This window comes from Variovorax gracilis, from assembly GCF_030317115.1.
Lineage (GTDB): Bacteria > Pseudomonadota > Gammaproteobacteria > Burkholderiales > Burkholderiaceae_C > Variovorax > Variovorax gracilis.
In genome coordinates, this window is the sequence record NZ_JASZYF010000006.1 from 180,094 (window position 1) to 206,692 (window position 26,599).

Sequence of the window (26,599 nt, forward strand, 5' to 3'; positions counted from 1 at the left end):
TGCGCTGCGCCAGTGCATCCCCCGAGAGCCTACACACATCCCTTACCCATGCAAAACCAAAACTCGATTCGCCGGCGCTCGCATGCCGGCCGCACCTTCCTGGCGTCCGCGCTGCCAGTCCTGTGCCTGATGGTGGCGCCGTGCGCCTTCGCGCAGAACTCGCCGAAGTTCTATAGCGCGGTGCCGCCGGTCTCGGCGCAGCAGGCGCAGGTCGTCTTCTTCAGGAAGCCGGTGGACAGCGTGCCCGTGGACGGCGAAGCCGCGCACGTGTATGTCAACGGCGCCTTCCACACCGCGCTGCAACCGCACTCGTACACGCGCTTCTGCGTGGACCGGGGCAACTATTCGATCGAAGCCCACATCGGCGACGCGCCGAAGTTCGAGGCCAAGGCCCGCCCGAGCACGCAAGTCAACCTGGAAGGCGGCAAGACCTACTTCGTGGCCGTGTCGGAGAACCGCACGGGCGAGCCCGCGCCGGTGCGCCGAGCCGATGCCGAGCAGCTCCTGGAGGGCGCCTACGAGCAGCGCCATTTCGTCAACCGCGCGGGCGCCATCGTGCCCTGCCAGGAGACCGCGCCGGTGCCGCAGGCCCCCGAGAAGGTCAGCTACACGATCAATGCGGACGTGCTGTTCGAGTTCGACCGGGGCGACTACGCATCGATCACCCCGATCGGGCGCGAGGAACTGCGCAGGGTCGCGCAGCAGATCCGCGAGCACTCGCCGAGCACGGTGAGCCGTGTCGCGGTGCGCGGCCACGCCGACCCGATCGGCACGCCCCCGTACAACCAGCGCCTGTCCGAGCAGCGCGCGCGCACCGTTGCTCGCGTGATGACGGAAGAAGGCATCGCCTCGGACCGCGTGAGCGTCGAAGGCGTCGGCAGCGCCGAACCCGTCGTGTCCTGCCCCACCACCGGCGCCAAGTCGGCGCGGGTGGCCTGCAATGCACCGAACCGCCGCGTCGAGGTGATCGGGGGAGGGACCAAGTAGCGGCAATTGACGAATTGAAGGATTGACCTTAGGTTGGGTGCTTCGCAGAAGCACCCGATGGAGGGCCGCACCCATGAGCCTCGGCACGAACGAAACCGCGAGCCCGCAAGCCAGGCCCGCCGGACAGCCCGCGGCGCCTGCAGTACGCAAGCCCGTTCCCTGGGGCCTCTACATCGCCGCAGCAGCGATGCTCGGGGTGCTTGCCCTCCCGCTGCCGGAGGGCCTGCCGGTCGCCGGACATCGCATGCTGGCGATCCTTGTCTTCGCGGTCATCGTCTGGATCAGCGAAGCGGTGAGCTACGAAGCCAGTGCCATCATGATCACTTCGCTGATCGCAGCGCTGATCGGGCTGGCGCCCAAGGTGGGCGACCCTTCCGCCACCTACGGCACGGGGCAGGCCTTGGGCATGGCGCTGGCCGGGTTCTCCAGCACGGCGCTGGCGCTGGTGGGTGCTGCGCTGTGCATCGCTGCGGCCATGACCATCACCGGGCTGGACCGGCGCATTGCGCTGGTCACGCTTTCCACCATCGGCACCAGCACGCGGCGCATCCTGATCGGCAGCATCGTGGTCACGATCGTCCTGTCGCTCGTGGTCCCGAGCGCGACGGCTCGCAGCGCCTGCGTGGTCCCGATCATGATGGGGGTCATCATGGCCTTCGGTGTCGATCGCCGCTCGAACATCGCCGCCGGCATCATGATCACCGTGGCGATGGCGACCAGCGTCTGGAATGTCGGCATACAGACCGCCGCTGCGCAGAACCTCCTGACCGTGGGCTTCATGGACAAGCTGCTGGGCGAGCGGGTCAGCTGGATCCAATGGCTGATTGCCGGCGCCCCCTGGGCTGTCGTGATGTCGATCGTGCTTTATTTCGTCGTTCGCTGGCTGCTGCCGCCCGAGGCGGAAGCGATCGCCGGCGGCAAGGAAGCGGTGCAGCGCGAACTGAGCGCGCTGGGCCCGATGACCGGCCCGCAGAAGCGGCTGGCCGCGGTGTCGATCGCCCTGCTGCTGTTCTGGTCCACCGAGGGCAAGCTGCACGAGATCGACACGGCCACCATCACCTACGTCGGCCTCGTGGTGCTCATGCTGCCGCGGCTCGGCGTGATGGACTGGAAGACGCTCCAGGGGCGTATTCCCTGGGGCACGCTGATCGTCTTCGGCGTGGGCATCAGCCTGGGGACCGCGTTGCTCTCGACGCAGGCGGGCCAGTGGCTGGGCGCTTTCGTGGTTGCGCATTCCGGCCTGGCCACGCAGGGGCCGGTGGCCGTGTTCGCCGTGCTGGCCGCCTTCCTGATCCTGATCCATCTCGGCTTCGCCAGCGCGACCGCGCTGACTGCCGCGCTCCTGCCCATCCTGATCTCCGTGCTGCAGACACTGCCGGGCGATTTCAACAAGGTGGGCATGACGATGCTGCTCGGCTTTACCGTGAGTTTCGGATTCATCCTGCCGATCAATGCGCCGCAGAACATGGTGTGCCTGGGCACCGAGACCTTCAATGGCAAGCAGTTCGCGCGTGTGGGCGTTCCTATCACCGTGGTCGGCTACCTGCTGATGCTGGTGTTCGCGGTGACCTACTGGCGCTGGCTGGGCTGGACTTGAGGGAGTCGCCATGAAAATCACGCTGGAAGGCGCCCGCTCGCTGGGCACGCAACTCCTCGCGGCACAGGGAGTGCCGGACGACATCGCAGCGGATGTGGCCGAGCACCTGGTCGAATCCGACCGCTGCGGCTACACGAGCCACGGGCTGTCGATCCTGCCGACCTATCGCAATTCGCTCCAGCGCGGCCACCTTCAGGCCGCCGCGCGTGCCGAATGCATCTCCGATCGCGGCGGATTGCTGGTATTCGATGGTCATTCAGGCTTCGGGCAGCACGTCGGCAAGACCGTGATGCAGGCCGGCATCGATCGCGTGCGGCAGACCGGCCATTGCATCCTCACGCTCAGGCGGTCCCATCATCTAGGCCGGATGGGCCACTACGGAGAAATGGCGGCCGCGGCGGGATTCGTATTGCTGAGCTTCACGAACGTCATCAACCGCCCTCCGATGGTCGCGCCCTACGGCGGCAAGGTGGCGCGGCTGACCACCAATCCGCTGTGCTTTGCCGGCCCGATGCCCAACGGCCGTCCTCCGTTGGTGGTCGACATCGCGACCAGCGCAGTCGCATTCAACAAGACGCGCGTGGCGGCCGAGAAGGGCGAGCCGCTTCCCGAGGGCTGCATCATCGACGCCGATGGCCTGCCGACCACCGATGCCTCCGTGATGTTCGCAGACCCGCCGGGCGCATTGCTGCCTTTCGGCGGGCACAAGGGCTACGCGCTGGGCGTCGTCGCGGAACTGCTGGCCGGCGTGCTCTCGGGCGGCGGCACGATCCAGCCCGTCAACCCGCCTGACGGCATGGCCGTCAACAACATGTTCGCGGTGTTGATCGACCCGGCGCTGGAGTTCGGGATGGAATGGAAAAGCGCGGAGGTCGAGGGCTTTCTCGACTACCTGCACGACACGCCGCCGTCTCCCGGTTTCGATCGCGTGCAGTATCCCGGCGAGTTCGAGGCGCAGCACAGGGAACGCAACGCGACCCATCTGGAGATTGCGCCGGCGATCTGGACCTCGCTGGCCCGCCTCGCGGAGGCGCTCGCCGTGCCGATGCCTGCTCAGGCGTGATCCGGACGCGGACTACGTCCCCGCGGCGGCGCGCGAGGCTTCGAGGTGCTGCCGGGCCCGTTCGGCCAGCGCCATTTCACCCGGCGTACCGGGCGTGAAGGCATCGACCGGCAGCGTGCGCCCATGCGAATCGACCGAGACGAAGACGACCAGGCATTCGGTCGTCTTCTGCATCTCGCCGCCCTTCATGTCGCCGCTGCGAACCTCGACCGAGATGTTCATGCTGCTGTTGCCGGTGTAGGCCAGCCGGGCCTCGACCTCGACCAGGTCGCCGATCATGATCGGGCGGTGGAAGCGGATGCTGCCGATGAAGACCGTCACGCAATAGCGCTTGGACCAGCTCGTCGCGCAGGCGTAGCCAGCTTCGTCGATCCACTTCATGACGGTGCCGCCGTGAACCTTGCCCCCGAAATTGACGGTGCTGGGTTCGGCAAGAAAGCGCAAGGTGATGGAAGACATGAGTGCCTGGGCGATGAGTTGATCGGGAGGGCGCCGGTTCCGATTATGCGAGCGCCGCGACAGTCTTTGGGCCAAAGAGTTGCGCCACGGTGCGCCGCAGCCATGCGTTGCCCGCATCCGCGTGGAAGCGCTCGTGCCAGTGCTGCTTGACGGCGTAGGGCGGCAGCGTGAAGGGCGGATCCAGCAGCCGCACCGGCTCCTGCGTCTCCAGCACCTCGCCAAGGATGCGCGGAACGATCACGATCAGTTCCGTCTGCGCCACGATGCGCGCCACGCTCAGGAAGCTGGACAGCCGCGCCACGACGTTGCACTCGATGCCCAGGCGCGTGATCGTCTTGTCGACGATGGCGTGGCCGGTGCCCGAGGACGAGATCACCGCATGCGCCTCCGCCTCGAAGCGCTTGCGCGTGAGCCGGGCGCCGATGCGGGGATGGTTCCGCGCCGCCAGGCAGACGAAGTTCTGCATGAAGAGGGTCTGCTGGTAGAAGCCCGCGTCGAGCTGCGGCATGAAGCCCACCGCCAGGTCGACCTCGCCGTCTTCCAGCCGGCGGCCGCTTTCGGTCGAGATGATCTCGGTCTCGATGTGCACGCCCGGCGCGACGCGCCGCAGGTGATCGAGCAGGCCCGGCAGCAGCACCACTTCGCTGATGTCGGTCATGCAGACGCGGAAGTTGCGCCTCGCCTCGCCCGGGTCGAAGCCGCCGCGGCTGCCGCGCGCCTGGTCGAGCTGCGAGAGCACCTCGCGCACGTGGACGACCAGCCGCTGCGCGTAGGGCGTTGGCTGCATGCCCAGCGCGGTGCGCGCGAACAGCCGGTCGTCGAAGTGCGCGCGCAGCTTGTTCAGCATGGTGCTGGCCGCTGCCTGCGCCATGCCCAGGCGGTCGGCCGCCTTGGACACGCTGGCGGTCTTGTAGACCTCGTCGAACACGGCGAGCCATTCGAGATCGAGCTTGGACATGGGGACTTTCCTCGGAATGCGGCAGGACCCATTATCGAAAAACAATATTCAAGGTATTGGATGCAGGTCTTGAACAAATAGTGGGGTCGTCCAACAATCTGTCCCATCGGCGGCCCACCGCCAGGAGACAAGCCCCATGAACACCGCCCCGCAGGCCGTGCGTACCGACGCCGCCGAACGCCGCGCCTATTACGAGCGCATCCGCCCGCTGAATCTCACGCCGCTGTGGGAGTCGCTCCACGCGCTGGTGCCGCGCGAGCCCCAGACCCCCTGCGTGCCCGCGCTGTGGCGCTACGACGAGATCCGCCCGCTCCTGATGGAGTCGGCCGAACTGATCACCGCCGAGGAAGCCGTGCGCCGGGTGCTGGTGCTGGAGAACCCGGCCATCCCGGGCCGCTCGTCGATCACGCAGTCGCTCTACGCCGGGCTGCAACTCATCATGCCGGGAGAGGTGGCGCCCTCGCACCGCCACGTGCAGTCGGCTCTGCGCTTCATCGTCGACGGCAAGGGCGCCTACACCACGGTGGCGGGCGAGCGCACCACCATGTACCCCGGCGACTTCATCATCACGCCGTCCTGGGCCTGGCATGACCACGGCAACGAAGGCATCGGGGGCGTGAGCGAACCCGTCGTATGGCTCGACGGGCTCGACATCCCGATGCTGCGCTTCTTCGACGCCGGCTTCGCCGAGAACGACGATGCCAAGGTGCAGCACGTTGCGCGGCCCGAAGGCCACAGCCTGGCGCGCTTCGGCCACAACATGGTGCCCGTGCGGCACGACCACAGCACGCCGACTTCGCCGATCTTCAACTACCCCTATGCACGCAGCCGCGACGCGCTGGCCCAGTTGCAGAAACAGGAAGCACCCGACGCCTGGCTCGGCCACAAGCTGCGCTACATCAATCCGCTGACCGGCGGCTCGCCGATGCCGACGATCGGCACCCACCTGCAACTGCTGCCCGCAGGCTTTGCCGGGAAGACGCACCGGGCGACCGATGGCGCCATCTACAGCGTGGTCGAAGGCCGTGGCGTCGCGGAAATCGGCGGGCAGCGCTTTGCCTTTGGCCCGCGCGACACCTTTGTGGTCCCGTCGTGGGCGCCGCTGCGCCTGTCGGCGAGTGAAGAAACGGTTCTGTTCAGCTTCTCGGACCGTCCGGTGCAACAGGCCATGGGCGTGCTGCGCGAAGCCTTTCTCAACGAGGGCTGAACCGGTGCTGCCGCCGCCGGCGGCCGCGGTTTTGCCTTCCCGGTCTTTTTCTTGATCAACGTGCCGCACGCCGCGGCAGGAGTCCCCATGCCTTTCGTCGTTTCCCCTCCGGCCGTCGTCGGCCTTCCCGTGGCCGGCTCGGCCGACCTGTTCCCTGTACGCCGCGTCTACTGCGTCGGCCGCAACTACGCGGCGCATGCACGCGAGATGGGATTTGATCCCGATCGCGAGCCGCCCTTCTTCTTCTGCAAGCCGAACGACGACGCGTCGATCGTGCCGGTGCCCGCCGCCAAGTCCGCGAGCATTCCCTACCCGGGCCAGACCGCGAACTACCACTACGAGGCCGAGTTGGTGGTGCTGATCGGCAAGGCCGGCCGCGACATCGCGGTCGACGACGCGGTCAACCACATCTACGGCTACGCGGTCGGCCTCGACATGACCCGCCGCGACCTGCAGATGAAGATGCGCGAGCAGGGGCGCCCCTGGGAGATCGGCAAGGCCTTCGACTTCTCCGCGCCAGTCGGCGTTGTGCGTCCGCGCGCGGCAATGGGCGAGATGAAGGACGGCGAGATCGTGCTCGAAGTCGACGGCGAAGTCCGCCAGAAGAGCAATATCCGCAACCTGATCTGGTCGGTGAGCGAAGTCATCGCCAACCTGTCGACCCTGTTCGCGCTGCAGCCGGGCGACCTGATCTTCACCGGCACGCCCGAAGGCGTCGGCGCGGTGAAAAGCGGCCAGACGATGAGCGTGCGCATCGACGGCCTGGAGCCGATTTCCGTACGCGTGGACTGATCACTCTCCGGAAGGCAAGCACATGAACACGAAATCCCACGCAAAACCGACGGTCCTGCTGGTGGGCGGCGGCATTGGCGGCATGGCCGCCGCGCTGGCCCTCGCACGGCTCGGCATCTCGGTGGATCTGCTGGAGCAGAGCGCCGCCATCGGCGAGATCGGCGCTGGTTTGCAGCTCGGGCCCAATGCCTTCGCGGCCCTGGACGCGCTGGGCGTCGGCGAGGCGGTGCGGCGCGGGTCCGTCTTCACCGACCGGCTCGTGATGATGGATGCGGTCGATTGCAGCGAAGTCGCTTCGGTGCCCGTCGGCGAGGCCTTTCGCGCGCGCTTTCGCAATCCCTACGCGGTGAGCCATCGCGCCGACCTGCACGGTGCGATCCACGATGCCGTCAAGGATCATCCGTTGATCCGCTTCCACACCTCGGCGCAGGTCGAGGCGCTGGACATCGGTACCCGCGGCGTGACCGCCGTGACGCGGGATGGCCGGCGCTTCAGCGCGGATGCCATCGTCGGCTGCGACGGCGTCAAGTCGGTGGTCCGCTCGAAGCTCATCGGTGATGCGCCGCGCGTGTCGGGCCATGTGGTGTACCGCGCCGTGGTGCCCGCCGCCGACATGCCGGAGGACCTGCGCTGGAACGCGCCCGTGGTCTGGGCCGGCCCCAACTGCCACCTGGTGCACTACCCGCTGCGCCACGGCGAGCAATACAACCTGGTCGTGACCTTCCACAGCCGCGATCGCGAAGAGTGGGGCGTGAGCGACGGCAGCAAGCAGGAGGTGCTGTCGTACTTCGAGGGCGTGCACGCACGGCCGCGCCAGTTGCTGGACCGGCCCACCTCGTGGCGCCGCTGGAGCACCGCCGACCGCGACCCGGTGGCGAACTGGAGCGAAGGCCCCGCCACGCTGCTGGGCGACGCGGCCCATCCGATGATGCAGTACCTCGCGCAGGGCGCCTGCATGGCGCTGGAGGATGCGGTGACGCTGGGCAAGGCCGTCGAGGCCTGCGATTTCGATCTGCCGGCGGCCTTCCGCCTGTATGCCGCGGCGCGCATTCCGCGCACGGCCCGTGTCGTGCTGTCGGTGCGCGAGATGGGGCGTCTCTATCACGCGAAGGGGGTCGAGCGGCTGGTCCGCAACAACCTCTGGACGGGTCGTTCGCCAGAGCGTTTCTATGACGCGGTCGAGTGGCTCTATGCGTGGAATCCCGAACAGTGCCTGGCCGACGCGCGCCTGGCCGCCGCCTGATACTTCGCACCCTCATCCAACCATCCGGAGACAAGCCTTTCATGAAATCCATCCTCTCGCTGATTGCCGGCACCGCCGCGGCACTCCTGGCCGCGACTGCTACCGCGCAATCGCCTGCCGCCGACTTTCCGAGCAAGCCCGTCACCATCGTCACGCCCTTCGCCGCCGGCAGCGGGCCCGACGCGGTGCTGCGCCTGGTCTCGGACAAGCTCGGCCGGCTGTGGAATCAGCGCGTGCTGGTGGACAACAAGCCGGGTGGCGGCGGCTTCATCGCCATCGAGCAGGTGCGCCGCGCTGCGCCGGATGGCTACACGCTGCTGCAGCTCGACAGCGAGCACATCGCGGCTCTGCCGCATCTCTACAAGTCGCGCAACTTCGTGACCCTGCAGCACTTCGATCCTGTGGCGTCGCTGTTCCGCACGCCCTTCTTCGTCGCGGTGCCGACCGACTCGAAGTGGAAGAACATGACCGATCTCATCGCCTCGGCAAAGGAGAAGTCGGGACAGGTCAGCTACGGCTCGTGGGGCGTCGGCAGCCCGGGTCATCTCGGCGGGCAGCAGCTCGAAGCGCTGACCGGTACGCACATGCAGCACGTGCCTTATCGCGAGGTGTCGCAGCTGTTCGCCAACGTCGGTTCGGGCGAGGTGCAGTGGAGCTTTGCGAGCATTCCGTCCAGCCAGGGCATCTACAAGGCCGGCAAGCTGCGCTACATCGCCATCGCGGCGCCCAAGCGCATTCCGCAGATGCCGGACGTGCCCACCATGGCCGAGGCGGGTGGGCCGGCCGGCCTGGAGGTCAACTCCTTCGTGTCGCTGCTGACGCCCAAGGGCGTGCCGCCCGCCATCAAGGCGAAGATCAACGCGGACGTCGCCAAGGTCATTGCCGACCCCGAGATTCGCGCGCGTTTCGACACCTTCGCGTTCGAGCCGCTGGCATGGTCGCCGGAGGAGATCGAGCGCAACGCCGAGGCCAAGTCGAAGATCTACGGAGAGCTGGTGCGCCGGGGCAATATCAGTCTCGAATGACCAATTGACGTCTTGTTACAAGCGGGGCTTATCCTTCGTTTCCTCATTTCCCTTCCCCTCGCTTCACTTTTTATGCACGCATCCAAGAGAGCCCTCCTGATTGCTGCCTGCGGCCTGGCCGCGGGCACCTTGCCCATGGCGGCTTCGGCCCAAGCCGCCGCGTGGCCCACCAAGCCCGTGCGCCTCATCGTCGGCTTCCCCGGCGGATCGACGCCCGACATCGCCGCGCGCACCATCGCCGAGCCGCTGGCGAAGGCCCTCGGCCAGCCGGTGGTGGTCGACAACAAGCCCGGCGCGTCGGGCAACATCGCGGCCGACCAGGTGGCCAAGGCGACGGACGATCACACGATCGGCATCGTCATCAACGGCAACCTGACCTCGTCGAAGATGCTGTACCCCAAGCTGCCCTACGACCCGGCCAAGGACTTCACCTACCTGTCGCTGATCGCCACGGCGCCGCTGGTGCTGGTGTCGCAAAGCAGCCTGCCCACCGGCGCGGCCTTCTTCGACGCCGCGCGCAAGGGCGGCGACAAGTGGAGCTACGGCTCCGTGGGCGTCGGCTCGGTCGGCCACCTGGGCATGGAACTGCTCAAGAGCCGCGTGCCGGGCCTGAAGGCCGAGCACGTGCCCTACCAGGGCAATCCGCAGGTGATGACCGACCTGATCGGCAATCAGATCCAGATGGCGCTCATTCCGCCGGGCGTGGCGCTGCCGCAGATCAAGGCAGGCAAGGTCAAGGCCGTCGGTCTCACGAGCGGCCGCAGCACCCTCGCGCCGGACGTTCCGCCGCTGTCGGATGCCGGCGTGCGCGATTTCAGCCTCGAGGTGTGGACCGCACTTCTCGGGCCCGCGAATCTCTCGAAGACCGCGCAGGACCGCATCTCGAAGGAACTCGCGACCATCATGAAGTCGCCGGAAGTGCGGCAGAAGCTGTTCGAGCAGGGCTGGCAGGCGGTGGGGACGTCGCCGGATGGCATGCGCGCACGCGTCAAGGAAGAAGCGGCCATCATGAGCCGAATCATTTCTACCAACGGCATCAAGTTGCAGTAGCTCGCCCCTTCAATAGCTCGCCCCCAGGCTTGCTCACCTCGTGTAGCCGCCTCCCCCCTGCCGGGGGCAACACCGGCGGCCCGGCTGAGCCGGTTCCGCGGTGTTTTCCGAAGGGCAGGGTCCCTTGGAACCATTGATATGAATTCGATCCTTCGTGAACCGGCGCGTGATCTGCCGGTCTTTGGCGAGTACGACGTCGTGGTGGTCGGCGGCGGGCCCGCCGGCATCGCGGCCAGCGTGAGCGCGGCACGCCATGGCGCGCGCACGCTGCTGGTGGAGCGCTACGGCTTTCTCGGCGGCATGGGCACGGCCGGCGGCGTGACGAACTTTGCCGGCCTGTACGGCAAGCGCAATGGCGAGATGACGCAACTCGTGCACGGCGTTGCCGACGACCTGCTTGCGCGCATCGACGCGTTGGGCGGGCTGAACAAGCCGCAGGACGGGATGCAGGGGCGTATCCGCGTGCGTTCCTACGACACCTCGATCTACAAGTGCGCCGCCGACCGGTTGCTGCTGGACGCGGGTGTGCATCTGCTTTTCCACGCCTGGGCTGCAGCCGTCGTCATGGACGGCAGCCGCATCGCCGCGCTGGTGGTGGAGACCAAGTCGGGCCGCCAGGCGATCCGCGCCAACGCTTTCATCGACGGCAGCGGCGATGCCGATGTCGCGGCCTTTGCGGGCGTGCCTTTCGCGGTCGGCGACGGCCACGGCAGCGGGCTGTTCCCGTCGACCATGTTCCGTGTCGGCAACGTCGATGCGTCGCGTGCGCTGGCGGCGGTGGGCGAGTTCAAGGCCATCAACGACCTGATGGCGAAGGCGCGCGAGCGCGATCCGCAGGCCTACCGCTTCCCGCGCGAAGGCGCGATCCTGCGGCCGCAGATCGACCCGCGCGAGTGGCGCGCCAACGTCACGCAAATCTGCAATGCCGAGGGCGGCGCGATGAACGGCGTCGATGCGCGCCAGCTCAGCGACGGCGAGATCGAAGGACGGCGGCAGATTGGCGAGTACTTCCGCTTTCTCAAGGCCGAGGTGCCGGGCTTCGAACAATCGGCGATCGTCGAGATCGCGCCGCAGGTCGGCATCCGCGAGACGCGGCGCATCGAGGGCCTCTATGCGCTGACCGGAGAGGACATCCTTTCGTCCGCGCGCTTCGACGACAGCATCGGCATCAACGCCTGGCCGATGGAGATGCATGCGGCGGGCAAGATCGAATGGGCTTTCCCGCGCGACGACAAGCGCACCTACAACCAGTTGCCCTGGCGCATGCTGGTGCCTCGCGGCGTCGACAACCTGCTGGTGGCCGGCCGCTGTGCGGCGATGACGCACGAGGGCCAGTCCGCGGCGCGGGCGAGCGGTGGCTGCTTCGTGATGGGCCAGGCCGCAGGGACCGCCGCGGCGGCGCTGGGCAGTGGCGCCTTTGATGCCGTCGATGTGCCGAAGCTCCAGCAAAAGCTGGCCGCCGACGGCGCTGACCTCGACCGTTGACTTCGGCCGGGTGACAGCCGCGGGACAGCGCCGCGGCTCTCTCTTTGCTATCGTTGCAGGCTCTCCCACGCTGCCTGTGACTGCTTTCCCCCCCGATGACCGATTCCGCCACCGCCGCCCGCCTCGTCGACGAGCTTGTCGAACTGATGCGCCTTGAACCGCTGGGCAATGACCGCTTCCTGGCCCAGAGCGAGGACATCGGCACGCCGGCCGTGTTCGGCGGCCAGGTGCTGGGGCAGGCGCTGATGGCAGCCAGCCAGACCGTTGCCGCGGACCGCCCGGCGCACTCGATGCACGCCTACTTCCTGCTGCCCGGCGAGCACGCACCCACCGAATACGCGGTGGACCGCGTGCGCGATGGCCGCAGCTTCACCACGCGGCACGTCGTGGCGCGGCAAGGCGAGCGCATCATCTTCGAGATGTCCGCGTCCTTCCAGACGGTGGACGACGGCATCGATCACCAGCTTCCGATGCCCGAAGCGGCCGGCCCCGAGGGCCTGCCGAGCGAGCTGGACCAGCGCATCGCCCTGGGCGATCGCCTGCCCGAGCGCTGGCGCGTCAAGGGCCTGGCGCCGCACGGCATCGAGTACCGCCGCGTCGAGCCCGACGACCTGCTCACGCCGGAACCGCGCCCCTCCGAAAGCGCGATCTGGATGCGTGCGATCGCGCCGATGCCGGATGACCCCAACGTGCACCGCGCACTGTTGGCCTATGCATCCGACCACGGCCTGCTGCGCGCCGCGATGCTCCCGCACGGCCTGAGTTTCATGAGTGGAAGGGTGCGTCCCGCGAGCCTCGACCACGCGATGTGGTTCCACCGCGATTTCCGGATGGACGACTGGCTGCTCTACAGCCTCGACTCGCCGAGCGCAAGCGGCGCCCGCGGGCTGTGCCGCGGCAGCATCTTCACGCGCGACGGCCGGCTCGTGGCCTCGACGGCGCAGGAAGGCATGCTGCGGATTCTTCGCGAGGGAAGTCCTTCGTCGAGCGCTGGCGGCGCGGCACCGATATAAGGGACGGCTTCATTCCCTTCCGGTCGCCGCCATGAGTGTCCTGTTCTCGCCCTACGCCCTCGGCCCTCTGCAGCTTCGCAACCGCATCGTCATCGCGCCGATGTGCCAGTACTCCGCCGAGAACGGCAATGCCGGCGACTGGCACATGATCCATCTCGGGCAGCTCTCGCTGTCCGGCGCAGGGCTGCTCATCATCGAGGCCACTGCGGTCGAGGAGACCGGGCGCATCACCCCCGGCGACCTCGGCCTCTACTCCGACGACAACGAGGCGGCGCTGGCGCGCGTGCTGGCCGCCATCCGCCGCCATTCGCGCATCCCGGTGGCGATCCAGCTCGCGCATGCCGGCCGCAAGGCGTCGAGCCATGCGCCGTGGGAAGGCGGGCAATGCCTGACGCCGGACGAAGGTGCCTGGCAGACGGAGGCCCCGTCCGCCCTCCCGCATGCGCCTGGCGAGCCGCCGCCCGTCGCCCTCGATTCCGGAGGCCTGTCTCGCGTGAAGGCCGCCTTCGTGCGCGCGGCGCAGCGAGCCGACGCCCTGGGCCTCGACGCGATCGAGCTGCATGCGGCGCATGGCTACCTGCTGCATCAGTTCCTCTCGCCGGTCTCGAACCAGCGCGACGATGCCTATGGCGGCTCGCTCGAGAACCGCATGCGCTTCCCGCTGGAGGTGTTCGATGCGGTGCGCGCCGCCGTGCCGCCGCGCATGCCCGTCGGCCTGCGCATTTCCGCCACCGACTGGGTGGAGGGCGGATGGGATGCGGAGCAGAGCATCGCGTTCGGCAAGGCCCTCTCAGAGCGCGGCTGCAGCTTCATGCACGTGTCGTCGGGTGGCGTGTCGCCACAGCAGAAGATCCCCTTGTCGCCTGGCTACCAGGTGCCGATGGCCGAGCGCGTCAAGGCGGCGGTGGGCCTGCCGACCATCGCGGTGGGGCTCGTGACCGAGCCGGCGCAGGCCGAGGCCATCGTCGCGGCGGGTCAAGCTGATCTGGTCGCATTGGCCCGGGCGATCCTGTTCGAGCCGCACTGGCCGTGGCGCGCCGCGGCTGAACTGGGGGCGCAAGTCGAGGCGCCGCGGCAGTACTGGCGCTCCCAGCCGCGCGAACTGAAGGCACTGTTCGGCGACACCCGCATCGGGCAGCGCTGAGCGGCTCAGGCAGAGCCCGCGAGCGCCGCCCGCATGCCGCCGAAGCGCCGCCGGTACTGCGCCGGCGTCAGGTTCACGCTGCGCCGGAAGAGGCGGCCGAAGAAGGCCGCGTCGTCGTAGCCCACTTCCCCGGCGATGGCTTCGATGCCATCGACGGTCGTTTCCAGCAGGTGCTTGGCTTCCTCGATGCGAAGCGTCTGCACGTACTCCATCGGCGTCATGCCGGTCGCGAGCTTGAAGCGGCGCTGGAACGACCGCTCCGCCAGCCCGCTGTGCCCCGTCATCGCTGCGACCGGCGCGGGGTGCGCGTAGTGGTCGGCAATCCAGGCCTGGCAGCGGCCGATCACCGCGTCCTCCACCTGGCGAGTGCTTCCCACGCGCGCGAAGGGTTGCTGGCCCACGTGGTGCCAGTCGATCAGATTGATCCGCGCGACCTGCATCGCGGCCTCGATGCCGGCGCAGCGCGCAATCAGGTAGAGCGCGAGATCCATCCACGAGCTGCCGCCACCCGCCATCACCAGGCGCTGCCCGTCGCCCGAGGCGACCAGCGCGCGCTGCGGCCGCACGCGCACGCGCGGATAGCGGCGCTGCATCACCTCGCAGAAGGCCCAGTGGGTGGTGGCATCCTCGTCGTCGAGCAGGCCCGCTTCGCCCAGCAGCATCGCGCCGGAGCAGGCCGTGGCGATGAGCGCACCGCTGGCGTGGCAACGGCGGACCCAATCGACCTCGGCGTCGAAGAGGCCGTCGAGCGGACTATGCGGCGCGATCATGAGTTCCGGCACGCAGACCACCGCAGGTTCGCTGACCTCGCCAAGGCCGTGGTGTGCCTCGATCGGCACGCCGTTGGCGACGTGCACGACACCGGCCCGCCTGCTGACGATCACCGGGTCGAGCAGCGCGGGACCGGGTTCGCCGCCGACCACCATCGGCCAGTCTCGGCCCGCGCACTTGAAAAGGTCGAACATGCCGTAGACCACCGAGGCCGCGCTCTCGGGCGTGACCAGGATGGCGATCTGCGGAAGACCGTGGTCGGCGGGCATCGTCGGCGGTTGGCGGAATCGTCAGGCTTGTTGCGGGAATCGCTGCGGGCGATTGCGCGATCCGAACTTACGCTCGTCCCGTCATTCATTCAAGGAGCGGCGATGAATCAGCATGATGCGCGAGGGGAAGCACTTTCCACTGACCGGCCGGCCTCGGTGGCCGTCTACGAGCATGCGCTCGACCTCTTCAACAGCCTGCGTCTCGACCCCGTCGCCGTGCTGCAGCCGGCGCTGGAAGCGGACCCGGACTTCGTCTCGGGCCACCTGATGATGACCGGCTTCATGCTCAGCGCCTTCGATGCGCAACTGCTGCCAGCGGCGCGCGCGAGCCTGGAGGCGGCCGCCGCTAGTGGCCGCCCGCCCACCGCGCGCGACCAATCGTTCCAGGCAGCGTTGCACCTGTGGGCGGAAGGCGATCTGGGCCGCGCCCATCGCCTGCTCGACCGCCATGTGATCGACCACCCGCGCGATCTCTTCGCGCTGCAGCTCACGCACATGAGCGATCTCGTGCTCGGCCAGCCCACCATGCTGCGCGACCGCATCGGCCGCGCGCTCGGGCAGTGGAGCGAAGGCGATGCGGGCTATGGCTACGTACTCGGCATGCATGCCTTCGGGCTGGAAGAGTGCAACGAGTACGCACGTGCCGAGTCACTGGGCCGGCGTGCGCTGGACCTCAATCCGCACGACACCTGGGCCGTGCATGCGGTCGCGCATGTGTACGAGATGCAAGGCCGGGTGGACGAAGGCATCCGTTGGCTCACCACCGGCACGGCGCATTGGCAGCAAGGCAACGCGCTCGCAGTGCACAACCACTGGCATCTCGCGCTGATGCATCTGTGGAACGAAGACCACGCATCCGCGCTGGCGCTCTATGACCGCGCGATCGCGCCGGGCGCCGCATCGATGGCGATGGATCTGGTCGACGCGAGCGCACTCCTGTGGCGGCTCGGACTGCGCGGCGTCGACGTGGCTTCGCGATGGGCCGCGCTGGCGTCACGTTGGCGCGATCAGGCGGCATGGGGATGGTCGGTCTTCAACGACGTGCATGCGCTGCTGGCGTTCGTGGGCGACGGCCATTCCCCCTATATAGAGACCGCGCGCCGCGCTATCGAAGCCGTGCCGCCGACTGCGCCCGCACCTTGGTGGAACGAAGCGGGCACGCTGTGCGAAGCGGTGATGGCCTTCGGCGAGGGCCGGTACGCGCATTGCGCGGATCTTCTCCTGCCTCTGCTGCCTGACACGCGCGGCTTCGGCGGCAGCCAGGCGCAGCGCAGTCTCATCTACCTGACGGCGACCGAGGCATCTCGCCGCGCGGGCGATACCGCGCTGTGGAAGGCGCTGCGCAGCGAGGGGATGGCTCGGAAGGCCCCGGTTGTGCAGGTTGCCCGCCACGAGCGCCTGCTCAAGGCCGCCTGAGCGCCGCGCGTCAGCCCCGGAAGGGATTGGCCGTGGCGAACCACAGGCCGATGCCGGTCGCGATGATGAAGGCCCCGTCGGTCACGCCCGCGATCAGGAAGAACAGCGTCTGCAGCGTGTCCTTGAGTTCCGGCTGCCGGGCCGTGCCTTCGAGAAGCTTCGACCCGACGATGCCGATGCCGATGCAGGAGCCCACGGCGGCGATGCCGATGAGAAGCGCGACGGCGAGGGGGAGGATGTCGAAACCTGAGGTCATGGTGCTCTTTCGTGGCCTGGGAAGTTCGGCCTGGTTGCTGCCGGCGCCGCCCTGGCTCCGGCTTGCATCCAATGTCGTCGAGCGCCTGCGCGGCGTCGATGACCTCGCAGGTCATGGCCGGGCAGCGGCGCCGTCTTCTCAGCCCGGCAGCAGCCGCTTCAGGTAGCGCCCGGTGTGGCTCGCCTCGTTCGCCGCGATGTCCTCGGGCGTACCGACGCCCACCACCGTGCCGCCGCCGGCGCCGCCTTCCGGCCCCATGTCGATGAGCCAGTCCGCGGTCTTGATCACGTCGAGGTTGTGCTCGATCACCACGATGGTGTTGCCCGCGTCGCGCAACTGGTGAAGCACCTTCAGCAGCAACTCGATGTCCGCGAAGTGCAGGCCGGTCGTCGGCTCGTCGAGGATGTAGAGCGTTCGGCCCGTGTCGCGCTTGCTGAGTTCGAGCGCAAGCTTCACGCGCTGCGCCTCGCCGCCCGACAGCGTGGTCGCGGCCTGGCCCAGCTTGATGTAGCTGAGGCCGACGTCGAGCAGGGTGCGCAGCTTGCGCTCGATGGTGGGCACCGCCTTGAGGAAGTCGTGCGCGGTCTCCACCGTCATGTCGAGGATCTGGGCGATGTTCCGGCCCTTGTATTGCACTTCCAGCGTCTCGCGGTTGTAGCGCTGGCCGTGGCACACCTCGCAGGGAACGTAGACGTCGGGCAGGAAATGCATCTCGACCTTGACGACGCCGTCGCCCTGGCAGGCCTCGCAGCGCCCGCCCGCGACGTTGAAGCTGAAGCGTCCCGGTCCGTAGCCGCGCTCGCGGGCCGTGTTGGTCTCGGCCATCAGCTCGCGGATCGGGGTGAACAGGCCGGTGTAGGTCGCAGGGTTGCTGCGCGGCGTGCGGCCGATCGGCGACTGGTCGACGTTGATGACCTTGTCGAAGTACTCGATGCCTTCGATCGCCTCGTGCGCGGCGGGCTCTTCGTGCGCGCGATAGAGCGTGCGTGCCACTGCGGCGTAGAGCGTGTCGTTGACCAGCGTGGACTTGCCCGATCCCGAGACGCCGGTCACGCAGGTCAGCAGTCCGACGGGAAAAGCCACGTCGACGCTCTTGAGGTTGTTCCCCGACGCGCCGATCACGCGGATTTCCTGCAGGTCCGTTTGCGATGCCAGATGTGCGGCTTCACGCGCCGCGCGCCGCTCCGCCGCGGGGCTTTGTGGAAAGCGCGACGGCTTCTTGCCCTCGTTGAACGCCGGCTTGGCGACCACCGGCAGCCATGGCGTGCGGCGTTGAGGCACCGCGATCTTCTTGGTGCCCGCGAGGTATTGGCCCGTGAGCGACTCCGGACTGGCCGCGACTTGCTCGTAGGTTCCCTGCGCCATGACGCGCCCGCCATGCACGCCGGCGCCCGGGCCCATGTCGATCACGTGGTCGGCCGCGTGGATCATGTCCTCGTCGTGCTCGACGACGATCACGCTGTTGCCGATGTCGCGCAGATGCTTGAGCGTGCCGATGAGCCGGTCGTTGTCGCGCTGGTGCAGGCCGATGCTCGGCTCGTCGAGGACGTACATCACGCCCGTGAGGCCGGAGCCGATCTGCGAGGCGAGGCGAATGCGTTGCGCCTCGCCGCCGGACAGGGTCTCGGCGCTGCGGTCCAGGCTCAGGTAGTTGAGGCCGACATCGTTCAGGAACTTCAGCCGCAGGCCGATCTCGCGCACCACCTTGTCGGCGATCTCGGCCTTGGCGCCGCGCAGGTGCAGCTTCTGGAAGTACGCGAAGCTCTCGCGCAAGGTGGCGCGGCTGATCTCGTAGATCGCCATGCGCTGCGGCTCGGGGCCGGTGTCGTCGACCAGGAACACGTTTCGCGCCTCGCGCCGCAGGCGCGTGCCTTCGCAGTCGGGGCAAGGCTGCATGTTGCGAAAGCGCGAGAGGTCCTCGCGCACCATCGTCGAGTCGGTCTCCCGATAGCGGCGCGCCATGTTCGGGATGATCCCCTCGAACGGATGCTTGCGCACCAGCTTCTTGCCGGCCTGCTGGCCGCTGTCCATCACGTAGGTGAACTTGATCTCTTCCGACGCGGAGCCGTGAAGCACGGTCTGCTGGATGGAGGCGGGCAGTTCCTCGAAGGGATTGTCGATGTCGAACTTGTAGTGCTTGGCCACGCTCTCCAGCATGCTGAAGTAATAGCCGTTGCGGCGGTCCCAGCCCTTGACGGCGCCGCTCGCGAGGCTCAGCGACGGAAACGCGACCACGCGTGCAGGGTCGAAGAACTCGCGGTGGCCGAGGCCGTCGCAACTCGGGCATGCGCCGACCGGCGAGTTGAAGGAGAACAACCGGGGTTCCAGTTCGGCCAGCGAGTAGTGGCAGATCGGGCAGGCGAACTTGGCGTTGAAGAGATGTTCGCGTGCAGGCTTCGGCGCAGGCGCCGATTCAGGCTCGCTCGCAGGTGCATCCATCTCGAGTGCGATGGCGCGGCCGTCGGCGAGCCGCAGCGCCGCCTCGAAGCTCTCGGCCAGCCGCTGCTGCATGTCGGGGCGTGCGCGCAGGCGGTCGATGACCACGTCGATGTCGTGCTTCTCGGTCTTCTTGAGCTTGGGCAGGTCGTTGTACTCGTAGGTCTGCCCATCGACGCGGAAGCGGATGTATCCCTGCGCCTGCATCTCGGCGAAGAGTTCGAGGAACTCGCCCTTCTTCTCGCGCGCGACGGGCGCCAGGATCATGAGGCGCGGCTCGTTGGGAATGGCAAGCACCGCGTCCACCATCTGGCTCACCGTCTGCGCCTGCAGGGGCAGGTGGTGGTCGGGGCAGTAGGGCGTGCCGGCGCGGGCGTAGAGCAGCCGCAGGTAGTCGTGGATCTCGGTCACCGTGCCCACGGTCGAGCGCGGGTTGTGGCTGGTGGCCTTCTGCTCGATGCTGATCGCGGGCGACAGGCCCTCGATCACATCGACATCCGGCTTGTCCATCAGTTGCAGGAACTGTCGCGCATAGGCCGAGAGGCTCTCGACGTAGCGGCGCTGGCCTTCGGCATAGAGGGTGTCGAAGGCCAGGCTCGACTTGCCCGAGCCGGACAGGCCGGTGATCACCACCAGCTTGTTGCGCGGAATGTCGAGATCGACGTTCTTGAGGTTGTGCGTGCGCGCGCCGCGGATGCTGATGCGTTGCTGCGCGAGCACGGCGCCGAGGTAGGCGTCATCGGAGGGGGAATTCACGGGCGGTCGGTCCTGGGCAACCGGACATGATAAGTCCCCGGGGATTTCGGGGCCTGCGCGAGGAATCGTCGGGCAGGACGGAGCGGCCGCCGGGGTGCAATTGATCCCGATTCGAGGAATATTCTTGAAAGCTTCTTCGGAAAAATCTGAAAAGGGTCCCCGATACGGTCGGGCTGATGAGGTCGCCGCTATGCTTCGGCGCCTGCGAGCCATGACTTGCGTTCACACGGAAGCCACGCCCATGTCAAAGGGCCAGCCGGGCGGTTCGGACATCGAACCGATTCATCCCTGTGGATGCGCAGCATGGGTCAATTTTTCAACCCAGGGGATACAAATGCACTCAGTCGTTCTAGTCGATGATCATCCGGCCATCCGGCTGGCCGTCCGGTCTGCCTTGGAGGCGACCGGCGATTTCAGCGTGGTGGCCGAAGCGGCCGATGGACCGTCGGCGCTCGCCACCATCCGCGAACATCAGCCCGACCTGGTGATCCTTGATGTCGACCTGCCGCGCCTGAACGGCCTCGATGTCATCGAGCGCGTGAGGAAGCTCCAGCGCCAGACCAAGTTGCTTGTCCTCTCGGGCCAGCAGGAATCGATTTTCGGCGCCCGGGCCGTGAAAGCCGGCGCCAACGCCTTCATCAGCAAGACGGAAGACCTGGAACGTGTCGTCCAGGCCTCCTACACCGTGCTGGCCGGCTACAGCATGTTCGCGACTTCCGTACTGAAGGACCAGGCGGTCCTCGGAGACGGAAAGCCCGGCACCTTGATCAAGAGCCTGTCCGATCGCGAATTGACGGTTCTGCAATACCTCGCTCGTGGTCTGAGCAACAAGGAAATCGCCGACACGCTGCTCATCAGCAACAAGACGATCAGCGGCTACAAGACGCGCATCTTCGAGAAACTGAGCATCTCCACGCTCGTGGAACTGGTCGATTTTTCTCGTGCACATCATCTGGTTACCTGAGCAATCGCGTTATTTCCAGGCGCCAGCGCCGAACTTGAACCTCCGGTTGACAAGGGAGGATGTTCGGTCTGATAGTTCCTGCAGCCTTCGAGCCGGGCGGGCTTATTGCATGCGACGGTTTTCGGGAACGCTTCAAAAGGACGATCGGATCGTGACGCTGCGCTTGATCATTGCTGACGACCATCCGTTCATTCGTGCAGGCGTCAAGATGCTCCTCGAAGGAGATCGCGGCTTGAGCGTCGTCGCCGAGGCCGATTCGCCTGAACAGGTGTTGTCGGCATTGCGTGACACGCCCGCCGACCTGCTCATCACCGATTTCTCGATGCCTGGCGGTCAGACGGCCGACGGACTGGGCTTGATCCAGCGAATCCGGCGCGACCATCCGGCCATGCCGATCATCGTCCTGACGATGATTTCCAACGCGGCCGTGCACGGAACCATCCTGGAGACGGGCGTGCGCGGCCTGGTCGACAAGTCAGCCGGCATGACCGAGGTGTCTCTCGCGATCCAGGCGGTGCAACAAGGCCAGACCTTCGTCAGCACGACATTCCGGCAGACCCTGTTCGAAAGCGAGTTCAACCTGAAAGCGGGGGAGTCGGCCCGGCTTTCTCCGCGCGAGGTCGAAGTGCTGCGACTGTTCGCATCAGGCATGACGGTCACGGCGATCGCCGAGCGCCTGTCGCGCAGCATCAAGACAGTGAGCCGGCAAAAATCGGACGCGATGGTCAAGCTGGGTCTGAAGAGCGATCTCGACATCTATACCTATGCGCGCGAGAACGGCATGATTTCCTGAGCCCCTGGACTCAGGCCTGCCGGCGCGTGAAGTCCGACGCGCGCTCCAGCACCGAAGACAAGTCTTTCCTGGCGGCATCGTAGAGTTGGCGCAGCGCGTCCGTCCGCCGGGAGTCGTCCGGTTCTTCCATGTGCTCGATCGCCCGCAGCCGGGTGACCGTGCCGGATTCGCCGAGCTGGTGGCACGCCGAACTCAACCGGTGCGCCAGTTGTCGCAGCACGGCATGGTCGCCGGCCTCGAATGCCCGATCCATCGCCTTCAAGTCCTCCGAGGTCGCCGCTACGAAGATGTCGACCAGCTTCGCGACCTTGCCGAGGTCGCCTCCGCACAGTTCCGCGAGGTCTTCGTAGGCGGGTTTCGACCCCGCCTTGGCTGAATCCGTTGCCCCTGGCGCTCGCTCGGCGGCATTCGACGCCGGCTGCCTCAGCATGACTTCGGCCAGCGTCTTGCGAAGGTCGTCGATCTGCAACGGCTTGGACATGTAGGCGTCCATTCCAAGCGCGATGCAGCGCTCGGCCTCGCCCTGCAATGCGTTGGCCGTCAGCGCGACGATCGGCAGCCTCGCCAGTCCCAGCCTGGCCTCGCGGTCGCGCAGGCGTTGCGTCAGTTCGTACCCATCGAGCCGCGGCATGTGGCAGTCCGTCAGCAGCATCGAATAGGACGCACTTGGCGAGGTGAGGCTGTCCCACGCCTGCTCGCCATCCTCCGCGCAGTCGCATTCGTAGCCGAGCTTGGAGAGCTGCCGCGTGATGACTTCCCGATTGATCGGATGGTCTTCCGCGAGGAGAACCTTGTGCCCGGTGGAGGGCCGGGTCGATTCGTCGGATGCAGCAGGGTTGGCCGCCGCATGGCCATGCGCCGAAGCCGCGCTCGGAATCCACGCATGCAGCGGCAAGGTCACCGCGAACCGGCTGCCCGCGTTCAGCCGGCTTTGACAATCGATGCGGCCCTGCATCAGCTCGACCAACTGCTTGACGATGGTGAGTCCCAGCCCGGTGCCACCATAGCGCCGGGTGGTGGCAACGTCGGCTTGCCGGAAGGGCTGGAAGAGCGACTTCGTCACGCGCGGGTCGATGCCGATGCCGGTGTCTTCCACCGCGAACTCGAACTGCGCGTCCGATATCCGACGCGCCTCGACCTTGACACCGCCCTGGTGGGTGAACTTGACCGCATTGCCGATGAGATTCGTGAGCACTTGCCGCAGACGCACGGAATCGCCAACGATGAAAGGGGGAATCCCTGCATCGACCTTGCAATCGAGTCGAATCCCTTTGCGATTCGCTTCCGGCGCCATCGACGCGCACACGTCTTCGATGAGTCCGTCCAGCGACAGCGGCCGACGCTCCAGAGCGAGCATGCGCGCCTCGATCTTCGAGAAGTCGAGGATGTCGTTGATGATCGTGAGCAGGGCAACGGATGATTCCCGGCTTCGCAGCAGCATGCTTCGCTGGTCTTCCGTCAGCGGCGTGTCGATGACAAGATCGATCATCCCCAGCACGCCGTTGAGCGGCGTGCGAACTTCGTGGCTCATCATTGCGAGGAAGTGCGCCTTGGCCTCCACGGCGGATCGCGCTTCCTCGGCCTTGGCCATGAGGTCGGTCTTGAGTGCTTCTTCCTTCGTGATGTCCTTGGCGATGCCCGTGAAGGAGATGTCCACGGTGTCGCCGTCACCGTGGACGCGCCTCGTCATGCTGCCCTGCATATCGAGCGTGCGGACCACGCCGTCACGGCTGCATACGCGGAAATGGTCGCTGTAGGCCGTCTGTCTGCGGCGATAGGTCAGGTCGAGCCGTGCCGCAACGCGATCGCGATCCTCCGGATGCAGCATCGTGAGCAGATCGCGGTAGGTGATGACCGCACGCTCTTCGCAACCGAGGAACTCGCGGACCTTCGCATCCGTCGTGAGGGCGGTGTCGAGAAATGCCGCATCCGCCAATTGGGCGCGCCTGGGCAACACGGTCAAGGATCGCCACACGCCCAACCCTCCGATGCTCAGCGCCAGCGCCAGGTTGTTTCGGGACAGCTCGAGTTCGGCGAGCGCCCGATCGGCTCTCCGCTTCGCTTCATTGAGTTCGAGTTCGCTGCGGCGGCGTTCGGTGATGTCGCGATTGACGCCGATCAGGTAGTCGGAGCCTCCCCGTGCCCGGTCGATCGAGGAGAAGCCTTCCACCCAGCGCTCCTCGCCGGACGGATGGATGACCCGGAACTCGTAGGCGGCAATCTCCTTGCGTGTGCGCACGACTTCGATGCGCGCCATGATGCCGTCGACGTCATCGGGGTGCAGGTTGGCGAATGCCGCGGTCGCATCATGAATGGTGTCGTCGAAGCCAAGGATCTCGCGAGCGCGCTCGTCGGCGCGAATCTCGCCGGTTGCCAGGTTCCATTCCCAGAAGCCCATGCGCGCCGCTTCGAGCGCAATGCCGAGTCGAACGTTGGAATCCTCCAGCTGACGCTGGATCAGCCGCTGATCCGTGACGTCGATCGCCACGCCCACGATGCCGAGAAGTTTTCCGCGGCGATCGAAGACCGGGCGCTTAGCGTCTGGACGGTGCGCAGGCCGCCGCTGCCGAACACGACCTGTTGTTCGTACGTGTGGGCCGCTCCCGACGCGAGGAGTTCGCGGTCCTGGGACGCCAGGCGCTCCTGGATCTCGGGCGCAAAGGTTTCCTTGTCGGTCTTGCCCAGCACAGTGTCCACATCGAGGTCGAACACCTTCTCGAACTCCGCATTCAGGGTCCGATACCGGAACTGGGTGTCCTTGAAGAAAACGACGTGCGGGACCGCATCCACGATCGCCTGCAGTTCATCGTCCCTGCGCTGTACCCGGCGAGCCCGGACGTACTGCAGGACGGCCAGGCTGACGATGCAGAGCGAGCCCAGCGCCACCCAGAACCAGCTCAGTTCGATCGCCGACGGCTGCCCGACGAAGTAGCTCGCCACACCGAGCAGACAGGTCAGCGCCATGGTGCCGACACCGCCGTCGAGCGTCCGAATGATTCGACGGACCTTTGGGGTCATGGAAGCTCCGCGTCCGTTGGACAAATGCAGAACGAGACTAATCGATCCTCGCTCCGGCCACCATCACATCGACACTGGACCGAAGCTTCCCTGGCGGCGGCTCGAAAGGTCGTTCGTAGTACCAGACCGGTCTCGTAGACGCGCGGGAGCGGCGTTTCTAAAGTCAGAGGTCCGCTGGACCGATCGCCGGTTCGGCTCTCTACAACGCAAGAAACGAAGAAGGTATGCAATGGGACTAAGAACGGGCGTGTTGCTCATCGTCATGGTGCTGATCGCGGCCCTGGCCGCCTTGAACTGGGGCGTCCTGGCCGCGCCGGTCGCCATGTCGCTCGGCTTCATGCGCATGACAGCGCCGCTGGGGCTGGTCATGCTGGCGCTGACGGGGCTCCTGGTCGTCGTCTCCGCGACCTACGTGGTGTATCTGCAGAGCTCGATGCTGCTCGAAACGCGCCGGCAATCGAAGGAGATCCAGGCCCAGCGCACGCTCGCCGACAAGGCGGAGGCTTCGCGATTCACCGAACTGCGCAACTTCCTGGAGGCGCAGGAAAACACCCACACGGAGCGCAATGCCGAGCGCCATGCCTCGCTGCTGGCGCGCGTGGAGCAGGTCGAGGCCTCGATCAAACTGCGCTCCGAACTGCTGGAGCGCGCGATTTCCAGCCGCGCCGAGCCACTGAAGGCTTAACGGCAAGCCCGCGCTCAAGCAAACTGCGGGTTGTCCAAGAAACTGGTGACCCTCATGACCGATCCTCGCTCCGACCTTGCCAAGATCACCTTTGGCGTACTGAGCATCGTCCTGCTCATCGGCTCGTCCCTCTGGATTCTTCGCCCCTTCCTGGGCGCGACGATCTGGGCAGTCATGGTCGTGGTGGCCACGTGGCCGGCACTGCTATGGTTCGAGGCCCGGCTGTGGAGGCGTCGCAGCCTCGCGGTGCTGGTGATGGTGCTGATCCTGCTGCTGCTGTTCGTGCTGCCGCTGACGCTGGCCATCTCGACCATTGCCGCCAACGCGGACGAAGTCGCCGACTGGTTCAGGCTGCAGATCAGCCAGGGCCCTCCGCAACTGCCGGGGTGGGTGGGAGGCCTGCCGTTCATCGGCCCCAAGCTGACGTTGGCCTGGGACGAACTCGTGGCTTCGGGCGTGGCCGGCGTCGAGGCCAAGGTCACGCCTTATGCCAAGCAGGTCACGGGCTGGCTCTTTTCGCAGGCCGGCGTCGTGGGTGCGTTGACGCTGCAATTCCTGCTGACCGTGGTCATTGCGGGCGTGATGTACGCCCAGGGTGAGACGGCCGCGGCGGAAGCCCTGCGTTTCGGCCGCCGGCTCGGGGGGCCGCGCGGAGAGGGCGCCGTCGTCCTGGCCGGCAAGGCGATCCGCGGGGTGGCGCTGGGCGTGGGCGTCACGGCCATCGTCCAGGCGGTGGTGGGCGGCATCGGGCTCGCCATTGCCGGCGTGCCATTCGCTGCGCTGCTGACGGCGGTGATGTTCATGCTGTGCATCATCCAGATCGGACCGACGCTGGTGCTCGCGCCGGCCGCGATCTGGGTCTTCTGGCACGGCTCGACCGGCTGGGGCATCTTCCTGGGGGTGTGGACGCTGATCGTCGGCACCATGGACAACTTCCTGCGCCCGATGCTCATCAAGCGTGGCGCCGACCTGCCCCTGCTCCTGATCTTTGCCGGCGTCATCGGCGGCCTGCTCGGCTTCGGGCTGGTCGGCATCTTCGTGGGACCGGTCATGCTGGCCGTGTCCTATACGCTGATCGACGCCTGGCTCGCGGACGCCGATCCACCCGATAGCGAGGCCGGGCGCTGAGCGGGGCTCGCTGATCCAAATGGATCGGCGATGCGTATACGTCCTGCCGGCACACGCATCCGTGTGTCACCGACACGGAGACGC

General features: G+C 67.0%; 23 protein-coding genes. 16 read left to right on the plus strand and 7 right to left on the minus strand.

The window, feature by feature from the left end; genetic code table 11:
- The first annotated feature begins 48 nt into the window (after positions 1 to 48).
- The 3 genes from QTH97_RS14525 (at position 49) to QTH97_RS14535 (ending at position 3,647) form a co-directional block, all read left to right on the plus strand.
- Positions 49 to 987 carry an OmpA family protein gene (locus tag QTH97_RS14525; protein ID WP_286568924.1) on the plus strand — a complete coding sequence of 313 codons (939 nt, stop codon included), beginning with the start codon at positions 49 to 51 and terminating at the stop codon, positions 985 to 987.
- 73 nt (positions 988 to 1,060) lie between these two features.
- A complete protein-coding gene (locus tag QTH97_RS14530; protein ID WP_286568925.1) occupies positions 1,061 to 2,584 on the plus strand; it encodes a DASS family sodium-coupled anion symporter in 1,524 nt (507 codons plus the stop codon).
- A gap of 10 nt (positions 2,585 to 2,594) precedes the next feature.
- Complete coding sequence (locus tag QTH97_RS14535) at positions 2,595 to 3,647, plus strand: Ldh family oxidoreductase (RefSeq protein ID WP_286568926.1); 1,053 nt, start codon at positions 2,595 to 2,597, stop codon at positions 3,645 to 3,647.
- A 12-nt stretch (positions 3,648 to 3,659) separates the two neighbouring features.
- Here QTH97_RS14535 and QTH97_RS14540 read toward each other — a convergent pair whose 3' ends face one another.
- Together QTH97_RS14540 and QTH97_RS14545 are read right to left on the minus strand one after the other, a co-directional pair.
- Positions 3,660 to 4,106, minus strand: coding sequence for an acyl-CoA thioesterase (locus QTH97_RS14540; protein ID WP_286568927.1), 447 nt, complete (start codon positions 4,104 to 4,106; stop codon positions 3,660 to 3,662).
- Between the two features lie 43 nt (positions 4,107 to 4,149).
- Positions 4,150 to 5,064, minus strand: a complete 915-nt coding sequence (locus QTH97_RS14545; protein WP_286568928.1) for a LysR family transcriptional regulator — start codon at positions 5,062 to 5,064, stop codon at positions 4,150 to 4,152.
- 136 nt (positions 5,065 to 5,200) lie between these two features.
- Here QTH97_RS14545 and gtdA point away from each other — a divergent pair, with 136 nt between their 5' ends.
- From gtdA to QTH97_RS14585, 8 genes are all read left to right on the plus strand, one after another.
- Entirely contained in the window at positions 5,201 to 6,271 is a 1,071-nt protein-coding gene (gene gtdA, locus QTH97_RS14550) for a gentisate 1,2-dioxygenase (RefSeq protein ID WP_286568929.1), read from the plus strand.
- Positions 6,272 to 6,358: 87 nt separating this feature from the next.
- Complete coding sequence (locus tag QTH97_RS14555) at positions 6,359 to 7,063, plus strand: fumarylacetoacetate hydrolase family protein (protein ID WP_286568931.1); 705 nt, start codon at positions 6,359 to 6,361, stop codon at positions 7,061 to 7,063.
- Positions 7,064 to 7,085: 22 nt separating this feature from the next.
- Positions 7,086 to 8,306, plus strand: coding sequence for a 3-hydroxybenzoate 6-monooxygenase (locus QTH97_RS14560; protein ID WP_286568932.1), 1,221 nt, complete (start codon positions 7,086 to 7,088; stop codon positions 8,304 to 8,306).
- A 41-nt stretch (positions 8,307 to 8,347) separates the two neighbouring features.
- A complete protein-coding gene (locus QTH97_RS14565) occupies positions 8,348 to 9,331 on the plus strand; it encodes a Bug family tripartite tricarboxylate transporter substrate binding protein (RefSeq protein ID WP_286568933.1) in 984 nt (327 codons plus the stop codon).
- Positions 9,332 to 9,403: 72 nt separating this feature from the next.
- On the plus strand, positions 9,404 to 10,381 hold the full coding sequence (locus QTH97_RS14570; RefSeq protein ID WP_286568934.1) for a Bug family tripartite tricarboxylate transporter substrate binding protein: 978 nt from the start codon (positions 9,404 to 9,406) through the stop codon (positions 10,379 to 10,381).
- 138 nt (positions 10,382 to 10,519) lie between these two features.
- Positions 10,520 to 11,866, plus strand: coding sequence for an FAD-dependent oxidoreductase (locus QTH97_RS14575; protein WP_286568935.1), 1,347 nt, complete (start codon positions 10,520 to 10,522; stop codon positions 11,864 to 11,866).
- A gap of 95 nt (positions 11,867 to 11,961) precedes the next feature.
- Complete coding sequence (locus QTH97_RS14580; RefSeq protein WP_286568936.1) at positions 11,962 to 12,879, plus strand: acyl-CoA thioesterase; 918 nt, start codon at positions 11,962 to 11,964, stop codon at positions 12,877 to 12,879.
- Between the two features lie 31 nt (positions 12,880 to 12,910).
- Positions 12,911 to 14,023 (plus strand): NADH:flavin oxidoreductase/NADH oxidase, encoded by a 1,113-nt coding sequence (locus tag QTH97_RS14585; protein WP_286568937.1) that lies wholly within the window; start codon positions 12,911 to 12,913, stop codon positions 14,021 to 14,023.
- 5 nt (positions 14,024 to 14,028) lie between these two features.
- Here QTH97_RS14585 and QTH97_RS14590 read toward each other — a convergent pair whose 3' ends face one another.
- Entirely contained in the window at positions 14,029 to 15,063 is a 1,035-nt protein-coding gene (locus tag QTH97_RS14590; protein WP_286568939.1) for a GlxA family transcriptional regulator, read from the minus strand.
- A 102-nt stretch (positions 15,064 to 15,165) separates the two neighbouring features.
- Here QTH97_RS14590 and QTH97_RS14595 point away from each other — a divergent pair, with 102 nt between their 5' ends.
- Positions 15,166 to 16,479: a tetratricopeptide repeat protein gene (locus tag QTH97_RS14595; protein ID WP_286568940.1), complete on the plus strand. Its 1,314-nt coding sequence runs from the start codon at positions 15,166 to 15,168 to the stop codon at positions 16,477 to 16,479.
- 10 nt (positions 16,480 to 16,489) lie between these two features.
- Here QTH97_RS14595 and atpE read toward each other — a convergent pair whose 3' ends face one another.
- Positions 16,490 to 16,735 carry a F0F1 ATP synthase subunit C gene (gene atpE, locus QTH97_RS14600; protein ID WP_286568941.1) on the minus strand — a complete coding sequence of 82 codons (246 nt, stop codon included), beginning with the start codon at positions 16,733 to 16,735 and terminating at the stop codon, positions 16,490 to 16,492.
- Positions 16,736 to 16,873: 138 nt separating this feature from the next.
- Entirely contained in the window at positions 16,874 to 19,927 is a 3,054-nt protein-coding gene (gene uvrA / locus QTH97_RS14605; RefSeq protein ID WP_286568942.1) for an excinuclease ABC subunit UvrA, read from the minus strand.
- A 241-nt stretch (positions 19,928 to 20,168) separates the two neighbouring features.
- On the opposite strand from uvrA, the gene QTH97_RS14610 reads away from it, so the two are divergent.
- On the plus strand, positions 20,169 to 20,891 hold the full coding sequence (locus QTH97_RS14610; protein ID WP_286568943.1) for a response regulator transcription factor: 723 nt from the start codon (positions 20,169 to 20,171) through the stop codon (positions 20,889 to 20,891).
- On the plus strand, positions 20,869 to 21,684 hold the full coding sequence (locus tag QTH97_RS14615) for a response regulator (RefSeq protein WP_286568944.1): 816 nt from the start codon (positions 20,869 to 20,871) through the stop codon (positions 21,682 to 21,684). The genes QTH97_RS14610 and QTH97_RS14615 overlap by 23 nt, the downstream gene beginning before the upstream one ends.
- A gap of 10 nt (positions 21,685 to 21,694) precedes the next feature.
- Here the strand turns inward: QTH97_RS14615 and QTH97_RS14620 are convergent, their stop codons facing one another.
- Together QTH97_RS14620 and QTH97_RS14625 are read right to left on the minus strand one after the other, a co-directional pair.
- A complete protein-coding gene (locus tag QTH97_RS14620; RefSeq protein ID WP_286568945.1) occupies positions 21,695 to 24,172 on the minus strand; it encodes an ATP-binding protein in 2,478 nt (825 codons plus the stop codon).
- Entirely contained in the window at positions 24,142 to 24,702 is a 561-nt protein-coding gene (locus tag QTH97_RS14625) for a PAS domain-containing protein (protein WP_286568946.1), read from the minus strand. The genes QTH97_RS14620 and QTH97_RS14625 overlap by 31 nt, the downstream gene beginning before the upstream one ends.
- Positions 24,703 to 24,931: 229 nt before the next feature.
- Between QTH97_RS14625 and QTH97_RS14630 the strand changes: the two genes are divergently transcribed.
- Together QTH97_RS14630 and ydiK are read left to right on the plus strand one after the other, a co-directional pair.
- Positions 24,932 to 25,387, plus strand: coding sequence for a LapA family protein (locus QTH97_RS14630; RefSeq protein WP_286568947.1), 456 nt, complete (start codon positions 24,932 to 24,934; stop codon positions 25,385 to 25,387).
- Positions 25,388 to 25,441: 54 nt separating this feature from the next.
- On the plus strand, positions 25,442 to 26,515 hold the full coding sequence (gene ydiK / locus QTH97_RS14635) for an AI-2E family transporter YdiK (RefSeq protein ID WP_286568948.1): 1,074 nt from the start codon (positions 25,442 to 25,444) through the stop codon (positions 26,513 to 26,515).
- The last annotated feature ends 84 nt before the right edge of the window (positions 26,516 to 26,599 follow it).